The following is a 22,487-nucleotide window of genomic DNA, read 5'->3' on the forward strand; positions in this document are numbered from 1 at the left end:
TCCCCCTCCCCCCTCTTTCCCTCCAAAACGAATTCGCAGACTTTGTGGCTCAAGTCGACAAATCACAATTTGCTTGTGGGATAGTTATAAAACTGTGGAGAAATAGCTTGAAATCTAGTATAATATAGCTATCTATTTATTCAAAGTGAGAGAAAAATGGGAAATTTTGATTTTCTTTTAAATAACGAAGAGTATGAATCTTTTTCAAAGCCTTGTATAGAAGCTGAGAAAATGATCGCGACATCTACTGTAGCTACTGCTTTTATGGCACGCCGTGCTTTGGAGCAGGCTGTTCATTGGATATATAGTCACGATTCATATTTAGAAGCTCCCTATCGTGCTACCTTATCTTCTTTGGTATGGGATGATGATTTTAGAGAGATTGTGGATCCTGAGCTCCATAGGCAGATTGTTCTTTTAATTCGATGGGGAAATCATGCTGCACATGGTGGAGAAATTAAGGAACGAGAAGCGATTTTGGCTTTGCATCATTTGTATCAGTTTGTCAATTTTATTGATTATTGCTACAGTAACGAGTTCGTGGAGCGTTATTTCGACGAGCAATTATTGCCACTTTCAGCAAACATCAAGTTTCGAGAAACGCCACAATCTATGGCGAAATTACAAAACAGTTTGTCAGATCTTCCTGATTTCGATGAACAGATGGCTAGTCAGTCATTGGCTGTTCAAGAGACTTATACTGAAAAACGTGAAACAGCAGCTCTACGGCAAGATGTATCTTTCCATATCGATCAACTATCTGAATCAGAGACAAGAAAACTCTTTATAGATATCGATCTCCGTTTAGCAGGTTGGACATTTGAGGAAAACTGTTGTGTTGAGGTAGCCGTTCATGGTTTGAAGCATGGTACAGGAACTGGATACTGTGACTATGTCCTTTATGGCAAAAATGGGAAAGTTCTAGCAATTGTTGAAGCTAAAAAGGCATCTGTAAATCCAGAAGTAGGGGAGGTGCAGGTCAAGGAATATGCTGAAGTTCTTGAGAAACAAATCGGCTATCGGCCAATTTGCTTTATTACCAATGGTTTAAAGCACTACATACTTGATGGTGTTAATCGTCGCCAGATTGCAGGGTTCTACTCTCAAGAAGAGTTGCAACTGTTGATGGACAGACGTCACTTGCAAAAACCACTCGAGGATATTTCTAGCAAAATTAGGGACGACATTTCTGGACGTTATTATCAGAAACATGCGATTACAAGTGTCTGTGAAGCATTCTCCAATAATCGGAGACAGGCACTCTTGGTCATGGCAACTGGGTCTGGGAAAACCCGTACAGCGGTTTCCCTAGTTGATATCCTTTCGCGTCATAACTGGGTAAAAAATGTTCTTTTTTTAGCTGATAGAACTTCCCTAGTTAAGCAAGCTTATGATTCGTTTAGGAAATTACTTCCAGATCTTTCGGTTTGTAATTTCTTAGAAGATAAAGATAGTGCTCGATCTAGTCGTATGGTTTTTTCAACCTATCCGACTATGATAGGAGCGATCAGTGATCAAGAAGAAGTAAATCAACGCCCCTTCACTGTTGGGCACTTTGATCTCATCATAATTGACGAGTCTCACCGTTCTATTTATCAGAAATACAAATCAATTTTTGATTATTTTGATGCAAGGATTGTAGGATTAACTGCCACTCCGCGTCAAGATTTGGATAAAAATACCTATAGTTTCTTTAACTTGGAGAATGGTGTTCCAACATACGCATACGATTTGGAAGAGGCTGTAAAAGATGGTTATTTAGTAGCTTATCATTCGATTGAAACTAAGTTAAAACTACCAACGGATGGTCTACATTACGATGATTTATCCCAAGACGAAAAAGAATATTTTGATAGCCAATTTGAAGATGGTAGTTCTGAGAAAGATATTGATCCTGAGGATTTTAATACCTCTATTTTCAATAGAAAAACAGTCAAAATTGTTCTAGATGAACTAATGACAAGAGGAATTCAGACAGCTTCAGGTGACGAAATTGGTAAAACCATTATCTTTGCTAAAAACCATCGACACGCTGAATATATCAGAGATATTTTTAACGAACGCTATCCTGAAAAAGGAAGCGATTATGCTCAAGTGATTGATTATAGCATTAAGCATTATCAAACCTTAATTGATGATTTTAAAATTAAGGAGAAATACCCTCAAATTGCAATTTCTGTTGATATGTTGGATACAGGTATTGATGTACCAGAGGTTGTTAATTTAATCTTTTTCAAGAAAGTGCGCTCTAAAACTAAGTTTTGGCAGATGATTGGTCGTGGAACCCGTCTTTGTAAAGATTTATTCGGACCTGAGCAGGATAAGGAAAATTTCTTGGTATTTGATTATGGTGATAATTTTGAATATTTCAAAGCTGATCCAAGAGAAGGAGATGGCCGTCACATTGTTTCTCTGACTCAACGTTTGTTTAACATCAAAGTGGACTTGATTCGAGAACTGCAGGGGCTTCATTATCAAGATAATCAGTTTGCTAGAGAATACCGTCAGCAACTCGTCTCAGAACTTCATGAACGTATGGTGAGCTTAAATGAGTTAGACTTTAGGGTTCGTATGGTCTTAGATACAGTTTATACTTACAGAAAGTTGGAAAATTGGCAAAATCTAACGACCGTCACAAGTGAAACAATCCAGAAAGATCTTTCTCCGATTCTATTTGAAGAAAATAAAGAAGACGAGATGGCGAGACGATTTGATTTATGGCTGTTTCAGATACAGTTAGGACAACTGTTGGCTAAGCCAGCAACTGTCCATATATCTCAAGTTATGAAAACAGCTAAAGCCCTTGCTAAGGTTGGCAATATACCACAAGTTTTTGCACAGGCTGAAATTATCAGGAAAGTACAAGAACCTGAATTTTGGGAAGAAGTTAGTTTGTCTGAACTTGAAAAAATCCGCCTTTCTCTAAGAGATTTATTGCAATTCTTAGATAAAACGAGCCGAAAAGTCTATTATGTCAATTTTGATGATCACATTCTTTCCACTGTCCATGATACTAAGCCATATTTACAAGTCAATGACCTGCGATCTTATAATGAAAAAGTTGAACATTATTTGAAAACTCATCTAGATGATGAAGCAATTTCTAAGTTATACCATAATGAAAAATTGACCTCTCAAGATTTACTTGCACTTGAAACATTGCTATGGGAAAAATTAGGTAGCAAGTCAGATTACCAACAACATTATGAAAATAAGGCAATTCCTAGATTGGTTCGTGAGATTATTGGTTTAGATAGAGAGGCTGCCAATCAAGTTTTTTCTAAATTTTTATCGGATGAGAGTCTCAATGCCAAGCAGATTTCCTTTGTGAAATTGATTGTAGATTACATTGTAGAAAATGGTTGCTTGGAGACTAAAGTTTTAACACAAGAGCCGTTTAAATCGTATGGTTCAGTTCAACTACTCTTTCAACACCAACTCCCTATACTTCGTAATATTGTCCAAACAATTGAACTCATTAATGATCGAGCTGGAGAAGCAGCGTAAATAATAAGAGGTTGTAAATGCAAACGCAAGATGAAATGAATGTTCTGGTACCAGAAAAATTAGTAGAAATTGAGCGTGATTACGATGTCAAAGTTTTGTGGGCTATTGAGTCTGGTAGTCGTGCTTGGGGATTTGAGTCTCCAGACAGTGACTTTGATGTACGGTTTATCTACAAACACAAGCGAGATTTTTATCTCCGTTTGAATGAACAGCGAGATGTTATCGAGTTACCAATTGACGATACTTGGGATGTGAGCGGCTGGGATTTAGACAAAACTTTAAAACTCCTTTATAAGTCAAATCCAACATTGTTTGAATGGTTACAGTCACCAATTGTTTATCAACAAACGGATTTTATCGAGCGCATACGTCCTCTTGCGAACCAGTATTTTTCAGAGAAAAAAATGCTTTACCATTACTTGAACACTGCTAGAACTCAAATGAATAAGTATCTTTCAGGAGACAAGGTCAAACCTAAAAAGTATTTCTATGCGCTGCGTCCCATTTGGGCTTGTCGTTGGATTGAAAAATACCATTCTATTCCGCCGATTTTATTTGATGATTTGGTCAAAGAATTATTACCGTCTCAAATGAAGGAGCATGTGTCAAGATTGCTTGATATCAAGGTAAAGGGACCTGAAGGTATGGAAATTGAGCCTATAAAGCCAATTCAAGATTATATTTTAGATAATATCCAAGAGCTCGATGTTTACATCCAAAACGTTACTGAGAAGAAAAAAGAGTGGGAAACCCTAAATCAATTTTTCCTTGAAGAATTAGGCCACGACTGAGGTTATTTATGGGTAAATGGACATGTAGATGCGGGCAAGCAATGAACGACCACCGAGCGCCCGATCCAAATGCTTATTCAGTTTATTCGGATGAGTTGTTTGAAGAAATCATAAATAAAGCTGACGACCATAATAAAATTTCTTATGATGATATTTCTGAAGCATCCTTTTATATGTGGAAGTGCCCTGAGTGTGGTAGTTTCATGGTTTTTGGCGAAGACGGGGATAGGGAACGCTTTACTTTTTATGAGCGCCAAGAAGCAGAACAGGTTGAGCCTCTCTTTGATCCGAATCAAGAGCTAAATCTCGTTGTTGTTGAGTTTCAGGAGGGAGGGAATGGCTATACTTATATCTGCGATGACCCAAATATCCATATTAGGCATGCTGTAGTTGTCCCAGTGGGGAAGGAAAATACTGAAAAAACTGCTCTAGTTGTACAGAAGTATCATGCTCTACCAAAGGATATCACTTTTCCTGTTGAAAAGTTAAAACGAGTCACCCGTAGGTATTCACATTTCGACCCACACACTTCAAAAATCGTTTGTAGAAATTTAATTAAGCTTGGAAGAATTCTTGATGCTTGCTCTAAAAATGCTAAACCTGTCACTCAGCAAACATATTATAGTATCAAAACTCCCTTAGGCTATTTCTGGTTAGAATTAAATGGAGTTCCGATTCCAATGAAAATCACACAGATTCAAGTCAGAGATAAAAAGTACCAAGTAGAAGGTGCGTTTTATATTAAGCCTTTAGAGATTAACTGTAGAAGATTCTATGAACTGGAATTATGTGCAGATTTTGATATTGATGCTTCTAGATGGATCGATGTTCTCTCGGATGAAAATGTTTGGGGCAATAGCTGGGAACTAAATGGTCTTCAATTTGGTATTACTGCAGGGGAATCTCCAGAATTTGAAGACGAAGTTGTTGCAAGAAAATATAGTCGTATCCCACTTTATTATGACTGGCACCCTGAATTTGAAGATTATTATGGCTTCAGTTTAGCTTGGAAAAAATATAAGTCTGATAGCGATTTATCAATAGATTTCTATACAACGTAAGATGCAGGAGAATAAGCATGAATCAAGCATGGGAATTATTGTTTGAGGGCAAAATTGAAGAGGCTAAAAAATTAGTTGAAGCTGATTTTTCTTTGGAAACTTGCACTAATTTTAGTTTATTAAATTTAATGGGTTATATCTATCTTGAAGAGCAAAAATACAACGAGTGCTTAAGTATCTATCAGCGTTTCATTGACTTAGCACGAACTAAAAGTGATCCAGAAAATGAACATATAGGCTATCATCAGTTAGCCATGGTTTATCGTGAAATGAATGAATTTCAAACGGCCCTTTTCTATATCGAAAGAGAGCAAAAAGTCATTGAAGAAGCTTTTACAGAGGATACCCTCAAATCTTCTGTTAACAATTATGAGCAAGGTTATTTACGATTAAAGCTAGGGAAAGTAGCAGAAGCATTCATGTATATGGAACAGTCCTTAAAACAAGCTTTGCAAACAGATGATTTGATTGCCCAAGCTTGTGCCTATAGAGGTTTAGGAGAGATTGGTTCGATACAAAATCCTGAAGAATCACATGAAAATTTTTTACAAGCTATCGCTCTTTTTGAAAAGGCAGGCGATCAGATTGGTGCTCAAGAGGTTAGAAAATTGCTAAATAATAAAAAGTAGCCTGAAAAGGCTACTTTTTATTAAAACACGCGATATACATAAGGATTTTCTGGTTTGTCTACTTTTGTGAAACTCTCAACCTCTAGTGTTGGGAGTTTTTGTTTGAGTTCTTTATGGTAGTGGAGTGTCAGGGTTCCCCTAGCGGTAATCCAGGTATTGTCAGGATACTGGCGTGAGTTTCCCTTGGTCAAGAGTCCATACACACCAGAGTCTGCGATACAGTGGATGATCCCAAAGCGAAAGAGGAACTGGCTATCTGGATGGCTAGGATCGTTATAGACAAAGCCTGTAAACTCAATTTTCTTTCCTTCAAACTCTTGAGGATAGTCATAGAGAACTTCCATGACCTCCAGATAGTTTTCATCTGTAACTTGAATGGTTGGCTGGGAGAGGTATTTATCTGCTGTAGTCCTCATTTCCTTTTCATAAGCAGATTTGGAAAAATAGGTACTGGTATCGGGTTTGAGGTATTGACTGGATGTTCCTTCGCTTGCCTGAATAGCTGTATCGATTCCCTCAGCAAGTGGGAAATGATAGCCTTTGGCAGATACGGTTCTTGAGTCCAAACTTACTGTCGGAAAGGCAACTCCAATCAAGAGAGGTAGTGACAGTAACAGGATGCTGATTTGTCTAGCTCGACGACTTTCCATATGGCTGTGAGAGTTGATTTTCTTGATCCAGATGTAGAATTGGACCAGAGCCAACAGAAGAGAAAGGAGCATGGAGATATAGACTAGATAGGAATAGTGGAGGTTGATGTAGTGACTGAGCTTGCCAGATAGCTGCAGATACAGAGTTAGGGCAAAATAACCAAGTAAAATGAAAAATCGGATCATAGCATCACTCCTATCATGTAAGAATAAAGCAAGACAAGCACTGTCACGATGCCCATGAATTGCCAGATGAAGCGCGCTTTGAGATAGTGTTTCATCATGAGAAGATTTTTGATATCAAGCATGGGGCCAATGACCAGAAAGGCAAGGACTGGCGCTAGGCCGAAGCTCGAGAGGAGAGAAGCACCGATAAAGGCGTCCGCCTCGCTACAAAGAGAGAGGAGAAAGGCTAGAAACATGAGCAAGAGAATCGCAAGTATTGGACTTGCGCTGATAGAGGTCAGAATCCGAGTCGGGACATAGACCTGCACGATGGCTGCAAAGAGACAGCCAAAGACCAAGTAACGCCCCATATCGAAAAATTCGTCAATAGCTTGTATAAAGACCTGAAAGACCTTTCTAGAGGGACTCAAGTGTGAAAAGTCATGTTCATGACAAGCAATAGGATTCTCTTTTTGAATGGGTTCCTTCCAGAAAAATCCTAGGAAAATCCCCAGAACCAAAGCAATCACAATAGCTCCCAGAGCTCGCAAGATGGTAATTTTTAAGGAATTGCCAAAGGCAGAATAAGTGGCGAAAAGAACGATGGGATTGATGATCGGAGCAGTCACCAGAAAGGGAACGGCCGTGTAGCTGGGGACTTTCTTTTCCAAAAAACGATTAATAATCGGAACGATTCCACACTCGCAGGATGGGAAGAGAAAGCCAATGAAGGTACCAAAAAAGATTCTCCCCCAACGATTGCGAGGGAGAAACTCAGTGACTTTATCTGGTGTGATGTAGACTTCAATCCAGCCGGAAATAATACTACCAATCAAGACAAAAGGAAGGGCTTCGATGATGATGGAGAGAAAAATAGCTCCCGCTTGTAATACACTTGGAGGAAGAGATTGGAAAATTGCCATCTATTTTTTCTTCTCAACTTTTTCTTTTTTATCTTTGTCATTTGGGAAAGTGACCTGTGTTAAGTCAGGAAGTTTGGCAAATTCTTCAAACATCTTGTCCAAGTCATCAGTTTTTGTAAATTTAACAGCCATGGGCCTACCTCTTTTCTAAATTCTACCTCTATTATACTATTATTTTGCGGAAAAGGGATTATTTTTATTTTGATTATCAAAGAGGTAAAAACAGGTAAGGTGAAACAAGCCTTCTCCCTTATGGTATAATAGGTTTATGGATAAAAAATATGAAAAAATCTCCCAAGATTTGGGTGTAACGTTAAAGCAAATCGATACCGTTCTAAGTTTAACTGCCGAAGGGGCGACGATTCCCTTTATAGCACGTTATCGGAAGGATATGACTGGTAGTCTGGATGAAGTGGCGATTAAGGCCATTATCGACTTGGATAAAAGCCTGACTAATCTCAATGACCGCAAGGAAGCTGTCTTGGCTAAGATTCAAGAACAAGGCAAGTTAACAAAGGACTTGGAAGAAGCTATTTTGGCAGCTGAAAAATTAGCAGACGTAGAAGAACTCTATCTTCCTTATAAGGAAAAACGTCGGACCAAGGCAACCATTGCCCGTGAAGCTGGACTCTTTCCTCTTGCTCGCTTGATTTTGCAAAATGTAACTGGCCTAGAGAAAGAAGCTGAGAAGTTTGTCTGTGAAGGATTTGCAACTGGTCAAGAAGCTTTGGCTGGTGCAGTTGATATCTTGGTAGAAGCCCTATCTGAAGATGTCAATCTACGTGCTATGACCTATCAGGAAGTGCTGAGACACTCTAAAATCACTTCGCAAGTCAAAGATGAAAGTCTTGATGAAAAACAAGTTTTTCAGATTTATTACGAATTCTCAGAGACTGTTGGCAACATGCAGGGCTATCGTACCTTGGCTCTCAACCGTGGGGAGAAGCTAGGCGTCTTAAAAGTCGGTTTTGAGCACGCGACAGATCGTATTCTAGCTTTCTTTGCTGCCCGTTTCAAGGTGAAAAATGCCTATATAGATGAAGTTGTTCAACAGTCAGTTAAGAAAAAAGTCTTGCCTGCTATCGAACGACGCATTAGGACAGAGTTAACTGAGAAAGCAGAAGAAGGAGCTATCCAACTCTTTTCTGACAACCTGCGCAATCTCCTATTGGTTGCTCCGCTGAAAGGGCGCGTGGTTCTAGGATTTGACCCCGCCTTTCGTACAGGCGCCAAGCTAGCTGTCGTTGATACGACGGGTAAAATGCTGACGACCCAAGTCATTTATCCAGTAAAACCAGCATCAGCTCGTCAAATTGAAGAAGCCAAGAAAGATTTGGCAGACTTGATTGGTCAATACAGTGTAGAAATTATTGCTATCGGAAATGGAACTGCCAGTCGTGAAAGTGAAGCCTTTGTGGCGGAAGTTCTGAAAGATTTTCCAGAAGTTAGCTATGTTATCGTCAATGAAAGTGGCGCTTCTGTCTACTCTGCTAGTGAACTTGCTCGTCAGGAGTTTCCAGAATTAACTGTTGAAAAACGCTCTGCTATCTCTATCGCTCGACGTTTGCAAGATCCGCTTGCCGAATTGGTCAAAATTGATCCCAAGTCAATCGGTGTCGGGCAATACCAGCACGATGTCAGTCAGAAGAAACTGTCTGAAAGTCTGGACTTTGTAGTTGATACCGTGGTTAACCAGGTTGGCGTCAATGTCAATACAGCTAGCCCAGCTCTTCTTTCCCACGTAGCTGGACTCAATAAAACTATCTCTGAAAATATCGTAAAATACCGTGAAGAAGAAGGAAAAATCACTTCACGCGCTCAAATTAAGAAAGTTCCTCGCCTGGGAGCTAAAGCCTTTGAGCAGGCTGCAGGTTTCCTCCGTATCCCGGAAAGTAGCAATATCCTTGATAATACAGGAGTTCACCCAGAAAACTATGCTGCGGTTAAGGAGCTCTTCAAACGCTTGGATATCAAGGACTTGAATGAAGAAGCACAAAATAAGCTTAAGTCCCTATCAGTCAAGGAGATGGCGCAAGAACTGGATCTTGGACCAGAAACGCTTAAAGATATCATTTCCGACCTTCTCAAACCAGGTCGAGACTTCCGTGATTCTTTTGATGCACCTGTTCTCCGTCAAGATGTACTGGATATCAAGGACTTAAAAGTCGGCCAGAAGCTAGAAGGTGTGGTGCGTAATGTTGTTGATTTCGGTGCATTCGTTGATATTGGGATTCACGAGGACGGTTTAATTCATATTTCTCATATGAGTCGTAAATTTATCAAACATCCTAGTCAAGTGGTATCAGTCGGAGATTTGGTAACGGTTTGGGTCAAGAAAATCGATACCGAACGTGAAAAAGTCAATCTGTCGCTCTTAGCTCCAGATGAAACTGACTGAGTACGTTCAGTCTGTTTCCCTCGAAGACTTTGGTAGACCTTTTACCCACCAAGCCCAGTGGAATTCTCGTCTGCGAACGACAGGTGGACGATTTTTCCCCAAGGATGGGCATTTGGACTTTAATCCCAAGGTTTATAATGAACTAGGTTTGGAAGTCTTTCGCAAAATCGTGCGCCATGAACTCTGTCACTATCACCTTTATTTTCAGAAAAAAGGATATCGACATAAGGACCGAGATTTTAAAAAACTTTTGAAAGAAGTGGATGGGCTGCGCTTTGTTCCCCCTTTGAAAGACCAAAGTACCTACCTAGTCTATCAGTGCCAATCCTGCCAGCAATCCTATCAACGAAAGAGGAAGATTGACACGAAACGCTATCGCTGTGGCGTCTGCCGTGGTAAACTCGTCATCTTAAATCGGCCTAAGGACTGATGTTTGTGCCCCTGTTTCATGCTATACTACCTGTAAGAATACCGAAAGAGGAACATATCATGAATAACAAATTTTATAAAATGAAACGAAATAGTATGGTGTCGGGAGTTTTAGCTGGTCTATCAGACAAGTGGAATTTTGATGTAACTCTAGTCCGCTTTCTCTTTGCCATTTTTACCATATCAAATTTTGGGATTGGCGTGATTATCTACATCATCCTAGCCTCTATTCTGCCAACTAAGGAAGAGATTGAAGCAGAAATGTATGGAACAGGACCACGCAAACGCAAGGAAGCCGAGGCCATTGATGATAATGATGGACGGTTTTGGTGAGTCAGTTTTGAAAATAGTTTATAGACATTTTCCTTATTTCTCAAAGTCATCAGAAAAAGAAGTGAACCTTTACCCTTGCATCCGCAAGGGTTTTCTTCTCGCCTTTCTTTTATGGTAAAATATTGATAGCGAAATTGCTTGTTTTTTTTAATCTTACAAAAATGTAAGATTAAAGTCTCTTTTGTAAGGTTAGGTTATGGCAAGACCTCTTTTTTTGCGATAAACTAGACTCATAAAGAACAAAGGAGTAAAACCATGAAAAGAATCTTACAAAAGAAAACAAGAAAACCAAGTCAAAAAGATATCGAGCGTGTTCAACTGGGATGCGCTATGATGCAAGCGCAGTTTCAAATGATGGGATATTAAGAAGGAGAAAATCATGACACTTTTAGATGTAAAACACGTTCAAAAAATCTACAAAACACGCTTCCAAGGCAACCAAGTAGAGGCTCTCAAAGATATTCACTTTACCGTAGAAAAGGGTGACTACGTTGCCATCATGGGAGAGTCTGGTTCTGGGAAATCAACCCTGCTCAACATCCTAGCTATGCTGGATAAGCCAACTCGTGGTCAAGTTTACTTGAACGGAGTAGACACAGCCACCATTAAAAACTCACGGGCTTCCAGCTTCCGTCGTGAGAAGTTGGGATTTGTCTTCCAAGACTTTAACTTGCTAGATACCCTGTCTGTCAAAGACAATATCTTGCTTCCTCTAGTTTTATCAAGGAGATCCATCACTGAGATGATGAAGAAATTGGTAGTGACAGCTGAAAATTTGGGCATTAACCAATTGCAAGAGAAGTACCCTTACGAGATCTCAGGTGGTCAAAAGCAGCGGGTAGCAGTAGCACGCGCCATCATCACTGAACCTGAAATTCTCCTTGCGGATGAGCCAACAGGAGCTCTTGACTCCAAGTCATCTGCAGCTCTTCTAGATGTTTTTGATGAAATCAATGAACGCGGTCAAACTATTCTGATGGTAACCCACTCAACGGCAGCAGCAAGTAGGGCCAAGCGTGTACTCTTTATCAAAGACGGTATTCTTTACAACCAAATCTACCGTGGAGACAAGACAGAGCGTCAGATGTTCCAAGAAATCTCTGACACTTTGACTGTTATGGCAAGCGAGGTGAATTAGTATGTTCCGATTAACCAATAAGTTAGCGGTATCCAACTTGATTAAAAACCGCAAACTCTACTATCCCTTTGCCCTTGCTGTTCTCTTAGCAGTGACCATCACCTATCTCTTTTACTCACTGTCACTTAATCCTAACATTGGCAAGATACGAGGGGGAGAAACTATCTCTATGACCCTTGCTCTCGGTATGGTGGTTGTTACCATCGCTTCAGGGATTATTGTCCTTTATGCCAATAGTTTTGTCATGAAGAACCGCTCCAAGGAGCTGGGTGTATATGGTATGCTGGGTCTTGAAAAGCGCCATTTGATCAGTATGGTTTTTAAGGAGCTTCTTATTTTTGGTTCCTTAACCTTGACAGCTGGTCTCGGTCTAGGAGCTCTCTTTGATAAGCTAATCTTTGCCCTTCTTCTAAAGCTGATGAAGATGAAAGTGGAGCTCGTTTCTACTTTCCAACCAATTGTCTTTATCCTAGTTCTCATCGTCTTTGGAGCTATCTTCCTAGGTTTGATTTTTATCAATGCCTTTCGCATCGCACGCATGAATGCCCTTCAGCTCTCTCGTGAAAAAGCCAGTGGTGAGAAAAAAGGACGTTTCTTAGGTCTTCAAACCATTCTAGGTCTAATCAGTTTGGGAGCTGGTTATTACCTAGCGGTTACAGTTGAAAATCCACTTTCTGCTGTTCTGATTTTCTTCGTAGCAGTCTTGTTGGTAATTTTGGGAACTTATCTTCTCTTCAATGCAGGGATCACAGTTTTCCTACAAATCTTGAAGAAAAACAAGCGTTACTATTACCAACCTAACAACATGATTTCCGTATCCAATCTCATTTTTCGTATGAAGAAAAATGCGGTTGGTTTGGCGACGATTGCTATTCTTTCAACCATGGTCTTGGTGACAATGTCTGCTGCAACGAGTATCTTTAAAGGCTCTGAAACTTTCAAGAAAGTCATGAATCCACATGATTTTGGAATTACAGGACAGAATATTGAAAAAGAAGACATAAATAAACTCCTAGACCAGTATGCTAGTGATAAGGGATTGACTGTTACAAAGAAAGAAGTTCTTACATACAGTAGCTTTGGTGTAGCAAACCAAGAAGGTACGAAATTAACAATCTTTGACAAAGGTCAAAACCGTGTTCAACCGAAAACTGTTTTTATGGTCTTTGACCAAAAAGACTATGAGAATATGACGGGGCAAAAACTCGCACTTTCAGGAAAGGAAGTTGGATTGTTTACTAAAAACAAAGAACTTCAAGGACAGAAAGAACTGACTCTAAATAACCAGACCTACACGATCAAAGAAGAAATCAAAAAAGATTTTATTCTTGAACATGTCCCAAATCAGTACAATATTCTAACTTCGGACTATAACTATCTGGTTGTTCCTGACCTACAAGTCTTTCTTGACCAGCATCCTAATTCTTCCATCTTTAATCAATACTACGGTGGTATGAATGTAACAGCTAGTGAGGAAGAGCAACTCAAACTTGCCAACGACTATTCAAAATTCCTTGGTGATTTTAATAGAGAATTAAGCAAAGAAGGAAGCTATGTTTACGGAAGCAATCTAGCTGATAGCAGTGCGCAGATGAGTGCTCTCTTTGGTGGAGTCTTCTTCATCGGTATCTTCCTCTCTATCATCTTTATGGTGGGAACAGTTCTTGTCATCTACTACAAACAAATCTCTGAAGGCTATGAAGACCGTGAACGCTTTATTATTTTGCAAAAAGTCGGTCTCGATCAAAAGCAAATCAAGCAAACCATCAATAAACAGGTGCTAACTGTTTTCTTCCTCCCATTGCTCTTTGCCTTCCTACACCTTGCCTTTGCCTATCATATGCTTAGTCTCATCCTAAAAGTCATTGGGGTGCTAGATGCAACCATGATGCTGACTGTCACTCTGTCCATCTGTGCGATCTTCCTCATCGTCTACGTTTTGATTTTTATGATTACCTCAAGAAGCTATCGCAAGATTGTGCAAATGTAAAAAAGATACCTCGATGATTGTCGAGGTATTTCTTTTATTTTAAATGCTAAAGAGTTGTCCCAAGAGGAAGGTTACGCCCATGGTCAGAAGTCCGATACAGAGGTTGCGGATCATAGCTGTTTTCGTAGGAGCCTTGCCTAGTTTAGCACTGGTATAGCCAGTGACGAGAAGGGAAAGGGCCACGATAAAAACAGTAGCAGGAATACGATAGTCACTTGGAAAGACGGTGATTGAAAGCATAGGAGGAAGACTTCCCAGTACAAAGGCAATAAAGCTAGAGATAGCAGCATGCCAAGGATTGGTAAATTCTTCGTACTCGATACCGTATTTTTCCTCAACCAAGGCTTTGAGTGGATTTTTTAAAAAGGCCTTGTTGGTCAAAAGTTGGGCGGACGTTTCACACTCACCGTTTTGAAGATAGGCAGCATAGAGGGATTGTTTTGCAGATTCGATGTCCTTATCCAAGAGCAACTGTTCTCTAGCAACAGCGGCTTCTTCCGTGTCTTTCTGAGTGGATACAGAGACATATTCGCCACCGGCCATAGAAAAAGCACCAGCGAGGATAGCAGCCAATCCTGATAAAAAGATAATCCAGATATTACTCGTCGCACTGGCAACACCGATAACGACCCCAGCGATGGAAATAATCCCATCATTGGCACCTAGAACACCTGCACGTAGGATATTGAGTCGGCCTGCAAAGTTTGCATCAATTTCATGTTTTATTTCTGTCATAGTCATCTCCTTTCTCTCCATTATAGAGAAAAGAATAGGAGAATACAAACTTTTTAAACTATCTGAAAAAAGTTCTACGATTCTAATTTTTAGGCTCTTTGAAGTTTCTCCGAAAAAGTAGTGCTATCCTACTGTACTGGACCTTTTTAAACTTATCTATGGTATAATAGAAGATAGATTTATCAATTGGAGAATGAAGGATTTTATGATTAAACTTGTAGCAACCGATATGGATGGAACCTTTCTAGATGGAGAGGGTCGGTTTGATATGGAACGCCTCAAAAACGTACTTGTTTCCTACAAGGAAAAGGGGATTTATTTTGCTGTGGCTTCAGGTCGCGGTATCTTGTCCCTGAAAAAGTTGTTTGCGGATGTGCGTGATGAAGTGATTTTTATAGCTGAAAATGGGAGCTATGTTGAGTTTCATGGTGAGGATATGTATGAGGCTACTATGTCTCGGGATTTTTACTTGAGCACTTTTGAAGCTTTAAAGAAATCGCCTTATTTTGATGAAAGTAAAATGCTCTTGACTGGGAAAAAAGCTTGTTATGTTTTGGATACAGTGGATGAGACCTATCTCATGTTTAGCCGTCACTACAATGAAAACATTCAAAAAGTAGCACGTTTGGAAGATATCACGGATGAGATTTTTAAATTCACTACGAACTTCACAGAAGATACGATAGAAGCTGGAGAGGCCTGGGTCAACGAAAATGTTCCTGGTGTGAAAGCCATGACCACAGGTTTTGAATCCATCGATATTGTCTTGGACTACGTTGATAAGGGTGTGGCCATTGTTGAGTTGGCAAAAAAACTTAGTCTAACCATGGATCAGGTTATGGCATTTGGCGATAATCTCAATGACCTTCATATGATGCAGGTTGTTGGGCACCCAATCGCTCCTGAAAATGCGCGACCAGAGATTTTAGAATTAGCAGAAGCAGTGATTGGCCACCATAAGGACCAATCAGTGATGGCTTATATGGAGGGCTTATAATGGTAGATATTAAATTGATTGCATTGGACTTGGATGGCACCTTGCTGACAACGGATAAAAAGCTAACAGATCGTACCAAGGAAGTCCTCAAAGCTGCGCGTGATCGTGGCATCAAGGTCGTACTGACAACGGGGCGTCCTCTAAAGGCTATGGATTTCTTTCTCCATGAGCTAGGGACTGACGGTCAAGAGGACGAGTACACCATCACCTTTAATGGTGGTCTAGTGCAAAAAAACACAGGAGAGATTCTCGATAAAACGGTCTTTTCAATCGACGATGTGGCACGATTGTACGATGAAACTGAAAAACTCGGACTTCCGTTAGATGCCATTTCAGAAGGAACAGTCTATCAAATCCAGTCGGACCAAGAAAGTCTCTATGCGAAGTTCAACCCAGCCTTGACTTTTGTACCTGTCGCTTTTGAAAATCTATCTAGTCAGATGACATATAATAAATGTGTGACTGCCTTTGCCCAAGAACCTTTGGATGCAGCGATTCAACAGATTTCTCCAGAATTGTTTGACCAATATGAAATCTTCAAATCGCGTGAACTCTTATTGGAATGGTCGCCGAAAAATGTCCACAAGGCAACAGGTTTAGCGAAATTAATTAAACACTTAGGAATCGATCAAAGTCAAGTCATGGCTTGTGGGGACGAGGCCAATGACCTTTCCATGATTGAGTGGGCAGGTCTGGGAGTTGCCATGCAAAATGCAGTTCCTGCTGTTAAGGAGGTTGCAAATGTGATTACCCCGATGACCAACGACGAGGAAGCCGTTGCCTGGGCTATCGAAGAATACGTGCTAAAGGAGAACTAGAATATGGGATTATTTGACCGTCTATTCGGAAAAAAAGAAGAGCCGAAAATTGAAGATGTTGTAAAAGAAGCTCTGGAAAATCTTGATTTGTCAGAAGAGGTTGAAAAAAACCAAACGGCAGTCGAAGAAACAGCGACGGACAAAGTGGAAGAAACACCTGCTCAAGAAGAACTTCCTCAGGTCTCGACAGAAGAAGTTATTGAACCAGAAGCAGTCGAGGAAACTGCTCAGGAAGAGCCTGAGCTAGAAGCTGATGAATTGGAGCAAATCCAAGAGCCGGAAGAAATTCTAGAAGAAGAGAACCAAGAAACTGTAGAGTTCGAAGAAGGGGTAGCTTCTGAAGTAGTAGAAGAAGAACCTCCTCAGGTTGAAGAAACCGTACAGGAAAAATATGACCGCAGTCTCAAGAAAACGCGTACGGGATTCGGTGCTCGTTTGAATGCCTTCTTTGCCAACTTCCGTTCTGTCGATGAAGAATTCTTCGAGGAATTGGAAGAACTGCTCATCATGAGCGACGTCGGTGTGCAAGTCGCTTCAAACTTAACAGAAGAACTACGTTATGAAGCCAAATTAGAAAACGCTAAGAAGCCAGACGCACTCCGTCGTGTCATTATCGAGAAATTGGTTGAACTCTATGAGAAGGATGGCAACTACGATGAAAGTATCCACTTCCAAGATGGTTTGACAGTCATGCTCTTTGTTGGTGTTAATGGTGTTGGGAAAACAACTTCTATCGGGAAATTGGCTCATCGCTACAAACAAGCTGGCAAGAAGGTCATGTTGGTTGCGGCAGATACATTCCGTGCTGGAGCTGTTGCCCAGCTAGCTGAATGGGGCCGTCGTGTTGATGTTCCTGTTGTGACAGGGCCAGAAAAGGCTGATCCAGCAAGTGTGGTCTTTGATGGGATGGAACGTGCTGTAGCTGAAGGGATTGATATTCTCATGATTGATACAGCAGGTCGTTTGCAAAACAAGGACAACCTTATGGCCGAGTTGGAAAAGATTGGTCGCATTATCAAACGTGTTGTTCCTGAAGCACCTCATGAAACCTTCCTGGCACTTGATGCGTCAACTGGACAGAATGCCTTGGTACAAGCTAAGGAATTTTCTAAGATAACTCCATTGACAGGAATTGTTTTGACAAAAATTGACGGAACTGCCCGAGGTGGTGTTGTTCTGGCTATCCGCGAAGAACTCAATATCCCTGTAAAATTGATTGGTTTCGGTGAAAAAATCGATGATATCGGGGAATTTAACTCAGAAAACTTTATGAAGGGTCTCTTAGAAGGCTTGATTTAATACAAAATAAATATCCTGCAAGTCAATCTTGCAGGATATTTTTGCTATTCTAAACGGCCATCTTCAAGATAGGCGATATCTGGTTGCCAGGTCCATTTGGCTCCATACTTCTCAAGTAAGTCAAAACTAGCTTGAGGTCCCATGCTTCCAGCTTTATAGTCATGAAGTGGAGCACCGTTTTCAGCCCAGAGTTTTTCAATACGGTCAATCAATTTCCAAGAAGCACTGACCTCATCCCAGTGGCTAAAATTGGTTGAGTTGTTGTTCAAGACATCGTAGATTAATTTCTCGTATGGATCTGGTGAAGCTCCAGTAGCAGTAGCGTCAGTACGGTAATCCAGAGAGCTTGGTGCCAGGTTAAATTCTTCACCGACTTGTTTCCCATTTAGGCTGAGAGAGAATCCTTCAGTTGGTTGGATATATATGGTCAAGATATTTGGTGCCAATGGTTCTCCGAAGATAGAGTCCATTTGCTTAAAGACGATATTGACATGAGTCCCTTTTTCAGTCAGACGTTTCCCTGTACGGAAGAAGAAAGGAACACCACGGAAGCGATCGCTGTCTACAAAGAAGGCACCAGATGCAAAGGTTTCTGTTGTAGATTCTGGGTCGACATTTGGCTCGCTACGATAGGAAATGTATTTCATGCCATCGATTTTACCAGAGCGATATTGACCACGAATAAACTGTTCTTTCAATTCCTCCTCAGTTGGATGATAGAGGTTTTTAAAGACCTTTATCTTTTCAGCACGAATCTCATCTTTTGTAAAGCTAGCTGGTTTGTCCATGGCTAGAAGAGAGAGGAGTTGAAGAGTATGGTTTTGCACCATATCACGAAGGGCACCAGATTGATCGTAGTACCCACCGCGTTCTTCAACACCCAAACGTTCCGCAAAGGTAATCTGAACATTATCGATGTGTTCGCGATTCCAAACATTCTCAAAGATCATGTTAGCAAAACGAACAGCAAAGATACTCTGAATCATCTCTTTACCTAGGTAATGGTCGATACGGTAGATTTGCTCCTCATCAAAGGCCGCAAGGAGATCTTCATTGAGCTTGCTAGCTGTTTCGTAGTCTGTACCAAATGGTTTCTCAACGATCAAGCGCTCAAAACCTTTACCATCGACAATGTTTTCAGATTTGAGGTGCTTGGCAATGGTTCCAAAGAACTGAGGTGCCATAGACAAGAAGAAGAGCTTATTGTGTTCAGCTTGGTATTTTTCATTCAGCTCAGCTTGTAATTGACGCAAAGCAATGTAATGTTCCGTATCATTCACATCATGGCTTTGATAGTAGAAGTGGCTGGCAAATTCTTGGGCTTGCTCGGTACTATCTGCCAAATCAAGGATGGACTCGACAACTACAGATTCAAAATATTCCTTACTCCAAGGTCTACGAGCTGTTCCGATAACAGCAAAATGCTCAGAGAGATTGCCTGATTTATAGAGTCTGAAAAGGGAAGGGTAGAGTTTGCGTTTAGCTAAATCTCCACTCGCACCGAAAATTGTAACAATAACCTTTGATGACATCTAGTTACCTAATTTCTATATTTTTTCCTAGTTGGACTAGGGATGAGATTTTCTCATTGTCATAGCTTTTATTTTATCATAATTTTCAAAAAAATCAAAAATCCAATACGCAATTAAAAAAGTGTAAGGAGAACCTTACACTTTCGTTTTATACATTTAAGACCTTGTCCAAAAATTCTTTTAGACGAGGGTGTTGCGGGTTATCAAAGATTTGATCTGGTGTCCCATCTTCTAGGAATTCACCATCAGCCGTAAAGATAACACGGTTGGCCACCTGACGAGCAAATCCCATCTCGTGGGTTACGATAATCATGGTCATGCCTTGTTCCGCCAATTCCTTCATAACATTCAGTACATCTCCGACCATCTCAGGGTCAAGAGCAGAAGTTGGTTCATCAAAGAGCATGATATCAGGATTCATGGCAAGTCCACGAGCGATGGCTACACGCTGTTTCTGACCACCTGAAAGACTATCTGGATTGGCATTAGCTTTATCTGCTAGTCCAACCTTTTCAAGCAACTCCATCCCCAATTTCTCAGCTTCTTCTTTGGTCATCCGTTTGTGTTCAATAGGAGCAAAAGTGATATTTTCTAGGACGGACATGTGAGGAAAGAGGTTGAAATGTTGGAAAACCATTCCTACGTTCTCACGGACATGGTCGACATTGGTTGATTTGTCAGTCAAATCATAACCATTCACAGTGATGTGACCACTCGTTACCTCCTCGAGAAGGTTAAGGCTACGGAGGAAAGTGGATTTACCAGAACCGGAAGGACCGATGATACAAACAACATCCCCTTCATAGAATTTAGTTGTAATGCCTTTTAAAACTTCATTTTTTCCATAATACTTATGCAAATCATTTACATCAATTTTTAGTTGTGCCATTAACGAATCCTCTTTTCTAAGCGTTTCGCTAGTCTAGTCAAAAGCGTGATAATTACAAGATAGAAGATAGCAAGGATTGCATACATCTTGAAACTTTGGTAGTTACGGGCAATGATGATCTTACCAGTTTGGAAAAGTTCAACCAAACCGATAGCAGACACGATGGTTGTATCTTTGAGAGCGATAACGAATTGGTTGACAAAGTTTGGCAACATTAATTTAGTCGCTTGTGGCAAGATAATCTTACGCATGGTTTTTCCATAAGAGATACCAAGACTGCGGCTGGCCTCCATTTGGCCAACTGGAACAGCTTGGATCCCACCACGAACAATTTCAGCGATATAAGCTGCCGCATTGAGTGAGAGGGCGATAGTACCAGCTACAAAGTCATTGATTGGACTTTGTTGGCCTGTAATCGACTCGATGAAGTTTGGAATACCCCAGAAGATGAAGGCTGCAAGAATCATCAATGGGATACCACGGATAACATCAACGAAAATCTCAGAGATCAGACGAAGAGATTTGTATGGGCTAACACTAAACATACCGAAGATAATCCCGATGACAATGGCAATTGCAAATGAAATAAGCGCTAAGGCAAGAGTGATTCCAAGTCCACTAAGAAGTTGTTTGTAGTTGTTTTGAAGCAAGCCCCAGATAGTAGTTTCGTCAACCGTACTTGTAGAGTTAGTTGAAGATTCGCTAGCTAGATACTTGTCAAGAATCTTTTGGAATTCTCCGTTAGCTTTAAGATTTGCAAGTCCGTTATTGAACATCTGGATCAATTCTGGGTTTGTTCCTTTTTTAACCGCAAAGGCAGTTTCACCGATTGGAGTTCCAGCGATTGGTGTTTTCAATTTTTGACCTTGGCTGATAGAATATTTGAGAACAGGCTCATCATCCATCACAGCATCAATAGCTCCAGTATTCAGACTGTCATACATTGATGCGCCATCTGCAAAGGTTTTAATCTTATAGCCGTATTTGTTTTGATTCTCAGTAAGGAACGTTTGAGAGGCAGTTCCGTTTTTAACACCGACAGTTTTATCCTTGAGGTCTTCATAAGAAGCAATCGTGCTTGATTCTTTCACACCGAGAATCGTATTTGCTGTGTAGTAGGATTCTGAGAAGTCGAAGGTTTCCTTACGAGCATCTGTTACAGACATACCAGCAATGATACCATCTGCTTGTCCTGCTTGAACAGCACTGATTGCTGCGTCAAATCCTGGGTTGGTAATTTCAATTTCAAAACCTTGATCTTTGGCAATAGCCTTGATGAGGTCCATATCAATACCGGTATATTGATTGCTTGAATTTTGAAAGACGAATGGGGCGAAAGATGAGTCACTGGCAATAATGTACTTGCTTTTCACTGGAGTAGCTTTTTGTCCAGCAGCAGTAGTTGTCGTCGGGGTTGCCGTAGTTGTAGAAGCTGTCCATTTTTGGATGATTTGCTCCAAGCTACCATCTTTCTTCATTTGTGCTAGGGCTTCATTAAACTCGGTAACCAAGTGTTCATACTTGCTCCCTTTCTTGACACCAAAAGCAAAGCTTCCAACAGCCTCACCATCCATATTGATGCTGAGATCTTGTCCTTGGTTAATCGCATACTCAATAACAGGTTTGTCATCCATGATGGCATTTACAGCACCAGCACTTAGACTGTTATTCATCAAATCACCTGTATCAAAGGTTTTAATAGAGAAACCGTATTTATCTTTGATACTTTCGAGGAAACGTTGGGCGGCAGTTCCGTTCTTAACTCCAACTGTTTTGCCGCTAAGTTCCTCATATTTGGTGATTTTATTTGCCTTTGTCGTAGCAATGACAACTTTTGTATCATAATAAGTATCAGACATGGTAAAGACATTTTCACGTTCTTTTGTTTTTGTCATACCTGCCATAATAGCATCTGCTTGACCTGACTGCACTGCATTTACAGCTGCATCAAAGCCAGGATAAGACATTTGGATGTTCCATCCTTTGATTTCTGCAACTTTATTGATAATATCAACATCAATCCCTTTATAGGTTTGATCTGAATCTTTAAACTCAAAGGGCGCGTAAGCTGTATCAGACACAATCTTAACAGTATCAGCTTTTGCTATACCTAGTGAGAAAATGGGAAATAAAATGAGCAAACATGCTAGTATTTTTTTCTTCATTTTTAGTCTCCTTTTCCGAATATTTTTCCATTATACCA

Annotated in this window: 19 protein-coding genes and 1 pseudogene; 13 read left to right on the plus strand and 7 right to left on the minus strand. The window is 40.4% G+C overall.

Translation table 11 applies throughout. The features are described 5' to 3' along the window. The 5 genes and pseudogenes from HMPREF1516_RS10085 to HMPREF1516_RS09060 all read left to right on the plus strand — a co-directional run. A pseudogene (locus HMPREF1516_RS10085) lies at positions 1 to 128 on the plus strand (restriction endonuclease subunit S); the annotation flags it as partial. A gap of 28 nt (positions 129 to 156) precedes the next feature. Beyond that, positions 157 to 3,507, plus strand: a complete 3,351-nt coding sequence (locus tag HMPREF1516_RS09045) for a DEAD/DEAH box helicase family protein (protein WP_033606386.1) — start codon at positions 157 to 159, stop codon at positions 3,505 to 3,507. A gap of 17 nt (positions 3,508 to 3,524) precedes the next feature. Further along, positions 3,525 to 4,298 carry a nucleotidyltransferase domain-containing protein gene (locus tag HMPREF1516_RS09050; RefSeq protein WP_033606387.1) on the plus strand — a complete coding sequence of 258 codons (774 nt, stop codon included), beginning with the start codon at positions 3,525 to 3,527 and terminating at the stop codon, positions 4,296 to 4,298. Positions 4,299 to 4,306: 8 nt separating this feature from the next. Next, complete coding sequence (locus HMPREF1516_RS09055) at positions 4,307 to 5,359, plus strand: hypothetical protein (RefSeq protein WP_000521320.1); 1,053 nt, start codon at positions 4,307 to 4,309, stop codon at positions 5,357 to 5,359. A gap of 17 nt (positions 5,360 to 5,376) precedes the next feature. Then, positions 5,377 to 5,988 (plus strand): tetratricopeptide repeat protein, encoded by a 612-nt coding sequence (locus tag HMPREF1516_RS09060; RefSeq protein WP_001070706.1) that lies wholly within the window; start codon positions 5,377 to 5,379, stop codon positions 5,986 to 5,988. Between the two features lie 20 nt (positions 5,989 to 6,008). On the opposite strand, the gene HMPREF1516_RS09065 is transcribed toward HMPREF1516_RS09060, so the two are convergent. Genes HMPREF1516_RS09065 through HMPREF1516_RS10190 form a run of 3 tightly spaced genes read right to left on the minus strand, consistent with a single transcriptional unit; the run spans position 6,009 to position 7,858 of the window. Then, positions 6,009 to 6,824, minus strand: a complete 816-nt coding sequence (locus tag HMPREF1516_RS09065) for a TIGR03943 family putative permease subunit (RefSeq protein WP_033606388.1) — start codon at positions 6,822 to 6,824, stop codon at positions 6,009 to 6,011. Further along, positions 6,821 to 7,726 (minus strand): permease, encoded by a 906-nt coding sequence (locus HMPREF1516_RS09070; protein WP_033606389.1) that lies wholly within the window; start codon positions 7,724 to 7,726, stop codon positions 6,821 to 6,823. The genes HMPREF1516_RS09065 and HMPREF1516_RS09070 overlap by 4 nt, the downstream gene beginning before the upstream one ends. Next, positions 7,727 to 7,858: an SPJ_0845 family protein gene (locus tag HMPREF1516_RS10190; RefSeq protein WP_007522079.1), complete on the minus strand. Its 132-nt coding sequence runs from the start codon at positions 7,856 to 7,858 to the stop codon at positions 7,727 to 7,729. Between the two features lie 136 nt (positions 7,859 to 7,994). Here HMPREF1516_RS10190 and HMPREF1516_RS09080 point away from each other — a divergent pair, with 136 nt between their 5' ends. From HMPREF1516_RS09080 to HMPREF1516_RS09100, 5 genes are all read left to right on the plus strand, one after another. Continuing rightward, entirely contained in the window at positions 7,995 to 10,124 is a 2,130-nt protein-coding gene (locus HMPREF1516_RS09080; protein ID WP_033606390.1) for a Tex family protein, read from the plus strand. After that, a complete protein-coding gene (locus tag HMPREF1516_RS09085) occupies positions 10,111 to 10,554 on the plus strand; it encodes a SprT family protein (RefSeq protein ID WP_000778614.1) in 444 nt (147 codons plus the stop codon). The genes HMPREF1516_RS09080 and HMPREF1516_RS09085 overlap by 14 nt, the downstream gene beginning before the upstream one ends. Positions 10,555 to 10,613: 59 nt before the next feature. Continuing rightward, positions 10,614 to 10,886, plus strand: a complete 273-nt coding sequence (locus HMPREF1516_RS09090) for a PspC domain-containing protein (protein WP_001060204.1) — start codon at positions 10,614 to 10,616, stop codon at positions 10,884 to 10,886. 379 nt (positions 10,887 to 11,265) lie between these two features. Further along, positions 11,266 to 12,024 (plus strand): ABC transporter ATP-binding protein, encoded by a 759-nt coding sequence (locus HMPREF1516_RS09095; protein WP_000173377.1) that lies wholly within the window; start codon positions 11,266 to 11,268, stop codon positions 12,022 to 12,024. 1 nt (position 12,025) lies between these two features. After that, positions 12,026 to 14,014, plus strand: coding sequence for an FtsX-like permease family protein (locus HMPREF1516_RS09100; protein WP_000489341.1), 1,989 nt, complete (start codon positions 12,026 to 12,028; stop codon positions 14,012 to 14,014). A gap of 39 nt (positions 14,015 to 14,053) precedes the next feature. Here the strand turns inward: HMPREF1516_RS09100 and HMPREF1516_RS09105 are convergent, their stop codons facing one another. Beyond that, a complete protein-coding gene (locus HMPREF1516_RS09105) occupies positions 14,054 to 14,749 on the minus strand; it encodes a VIT1/CCC1 transporter family protein (protein WP_000136037.1) in 696 nt (231 codons plus the stop codon). A gap of 205 nt (positions 14,750 to 14,954) precedes the next feature. Between HMPREF1516_RS09105 and HMPREF1516_RS09110 the strand changes: the two genes are divergently transcribed. The 3 genes from HMPREF1516_RS09110 to ftsY are packed head-to-tail and all read left to right on the plus strand — an operon-like array spanning position 14,955 to position 17,863. Beyond that, positions 14,955 to 15,746 carry a Cof-type HAD-IIB family hydrolase gene (locus HMPREF1516_RS09110; protein WP_002877833.1) on the plus strand — a complete coding sequence of 264 codons (792 nt, stop codon included), beginning with the start codon at positions 14,955 to 14,957 and terminating at the stop codon, positions 15,744 to 15,746. Then, positions 15,746 to 16,564 carry a Cof-type HAD-IIB family hydrolase gene (locus HMPREF1516_RS09115; protein WP_000227643.1) on the plus strand — a complete coding sequence of 273 codons (819 nt, stop codon included), beginning with the start codon at positions 15,746 to 15,748 and terminating at the stop codon, positions 16,562 to 16,564. The genes HMPREF1516_RS09110 and HMPREF1516_RS09115 overlap by 1 nt, the downstream gene beginning before the upstream one ends. A gap of 3 nt (positions 16,565 to 16,567) precedes the next feature. Further along, on the plus strand, positions 16,568 to 17,863 hold the full coding sequence (ftsY, locus tag HMPREF1516_RS09120; protein WP_033606391.1) for a signal recognition particle-docking protein FtsY: 1,296 nt from the start codon (positions 16,568 to 16,570) through the stop codon (positions 17,861 to 17,863). A gap of 44 nt (positions 17,864 to 17,907) precedes the next feature. Here ftsY and zwf read toward each other — a convergent pair whose 3' ends face one another. The 3 genes from zwf to HMPREF1516_RS09135 all read right to left on the minus strand — a co-directional run bounded on the left by zwf (position 17,908) and on the right by HMPREF1516_RS09135 (position 22,449). Continuing rightward, positions 17,908 to 19,395 (minus strand): glucose-6-phosphate dehydrogenase, encoded by a 1,488-nt coding sequence (zwf, locus tag HMPREF1516_RS09125; protein WP_000096113.1) that lies wholly within the window; start codon positions 19,393 to 19,395, stop codon positions 17,908 to 17,910. A 148-nt stretch (positions 19,396 to 19,543) separates the two neighbouring features. Then, positions 19,544 to 20,284, minus strand: coding sequence for an amino acid ABC transporter ATP-binding protein (locus HMPREF1516_RS09130; RefSeq protein WP_000057879.1), 741 nt, complete (start codon positions 20,282 to 20,284; stop codon positions 19,544 to 19,546). Then, positions 20,284 to 22,449 (minus strand): ABC transporter substrate-binding protein/permease, encoded by a 2,166-nt coding sequence (locus HMPREF1516_RS09135; RefSeq protein ID WP_033606392.1) that lies wholly within the window; start codon positions 22,447 to 22,449, stop codon positions 20,284 to 20,286. The genes HMPREF1516_RS09130 and HMPREF1516_RS09135 overlap by 1 nt, the downstream gene beginning before the upstream one ends. Positions 22,450 to 22,487 lie beyond the last annotated feature (38 nt).

Source organism: Streptococcus sp. CM6 (assembly GCF_000526095.1).
GTDB lineage: Bacteria > Bacillota > Bacilli > Lactobacillales > Streptococcaceae > Streptococcus > Streptococcus oralis_BW.

Coding starts and splice junctions, on each gene's coding strand:
- HMPREF1516_RS09105 (WP_000136037.1), bottom strand. CDS start 14,749: ATGACAGAAATAAAACATGAAATTGATGCAAACTTTGCAGGCCGACTC.
- HMPREF1516_RS09080 (WP_033606390.1), top strand. CDS start 7,995: ATGGATAAAAAATATGAAAAAATCTCCCAAGATTTGGGTGTAACGTTA.
- HMPREF1516_RS09065 (WP_033606388.1), bottom strand. CDS start 6,824: ATGATCCGATTTTTCATTTTACTTGGTTATTTTGCCCTAACTCTGTAT.
- HMPREF1516_RS09130 (WP_000057879.1), bottom strand. CDS start 20,284: ATGGCACAACTAAAAATTGATGTAAATGATTTGCATAAGTATTATGGA.
- HMPREF1516_RS09095 (WP_000173377.1), top strand. CDS start 11,266: ATGACACTTTTAGATGTAAAACACGTTCAAAAAATCTACAAAACACGC.
- HMPREF1516_RS09085 (WP_000778614.1), top strand. CDS start 10,111: ATGAAACTGACTGAGTACGTTCAGTCTGTTTCCCTCGAAGACTTTGGT.
- HMPREF1516_RS09045 (WP_033606386.1), top strand. CDS start 157: ATGGGAAATTTTGATTTTCTTTTAAATAACGAAGAGTATGAATCTTTT.
- HMPREF1516_RS09110 (WP_002877833.1), top strand. CDS start 14,955: ATGATTAAACTTGTAGCAACCGATATGGATGGAACCTTTCTAGATGGA.
- HMPREF1516_RS09060 (WP_001070706.1), top strand. CDS start 5,377: ATGAATCAAGCATGGGAATTATTGTTTGAGGGCAAAATTGAAGAGGCT.
- HMPREF1516_RS09100 (WP_000489341.1), top strand. CDS start 12,026: ATGTTCCGATTAACCAATAAGTTAGCGGTATCCAACTTGATTAAAAAC.
- HMPREF1516_RS09135 (WP_033606392.1), bottom strand. CDS start 22,449: ATGAAGAAAAAAATACTAGCATGTTTGCTCATTTTATTTCCCATTTTC.
- ftsY (WP_033606391.1), top strand. CDS start 16,568: ATGGGATTATTTGACCGTCTATTCGGAAAAAAAGAAGAGCCGAAAATT.
- HMPREF1516_RS09055 (WP_000521320.1), top strand. CDS start 4,307: ATGGGTAAATGGACATGTAGATGCGGGCAAGCAATGAACGACCACCGA.
- HMPREF1516_RS10190 (WP_007522079.1), bottom strand. CDS start 7,858: ATGGCTGTTAAATTTACAAAAACTGATGACTTGGACAAGATGTTTGAA.
- HMPREF1516_RS09115 (WP_000227643.1), top strand. CDS start 15,746: ATGGTAGATATTAAATTGATTGCATTGGACTTGGATGGCACCTTGCTG.
- HMPREF1516_RS09050 (WP_033606387.1), top strand. CDS start 3,525: ATGCAAACGCAAGATGAAATGAATGTTCTGGTACCAGAAAAATTAGTA.
- HMPREF1516_RS09090 (WP_001060204.1), top strand. CDS start 10,614: ATGAATAACAAATTTTATAAAATGAAACGAAATAGTATGGTGTCGGGA.
- zwf (WP_000096113.1), bottom strand. CDS start 19,395: ATGTCATCAAAGGTTATTGTTACAATTTTCGGTGCGAGTGGAGATTTA.
- HMPREF1516_RS09070 (WP_033606389.1), bottom strand. CDS start 7,726: ATGGCAATTTTCCAATCTCTTCCTCCAAGTGTATTACAAGCGGGAGCT.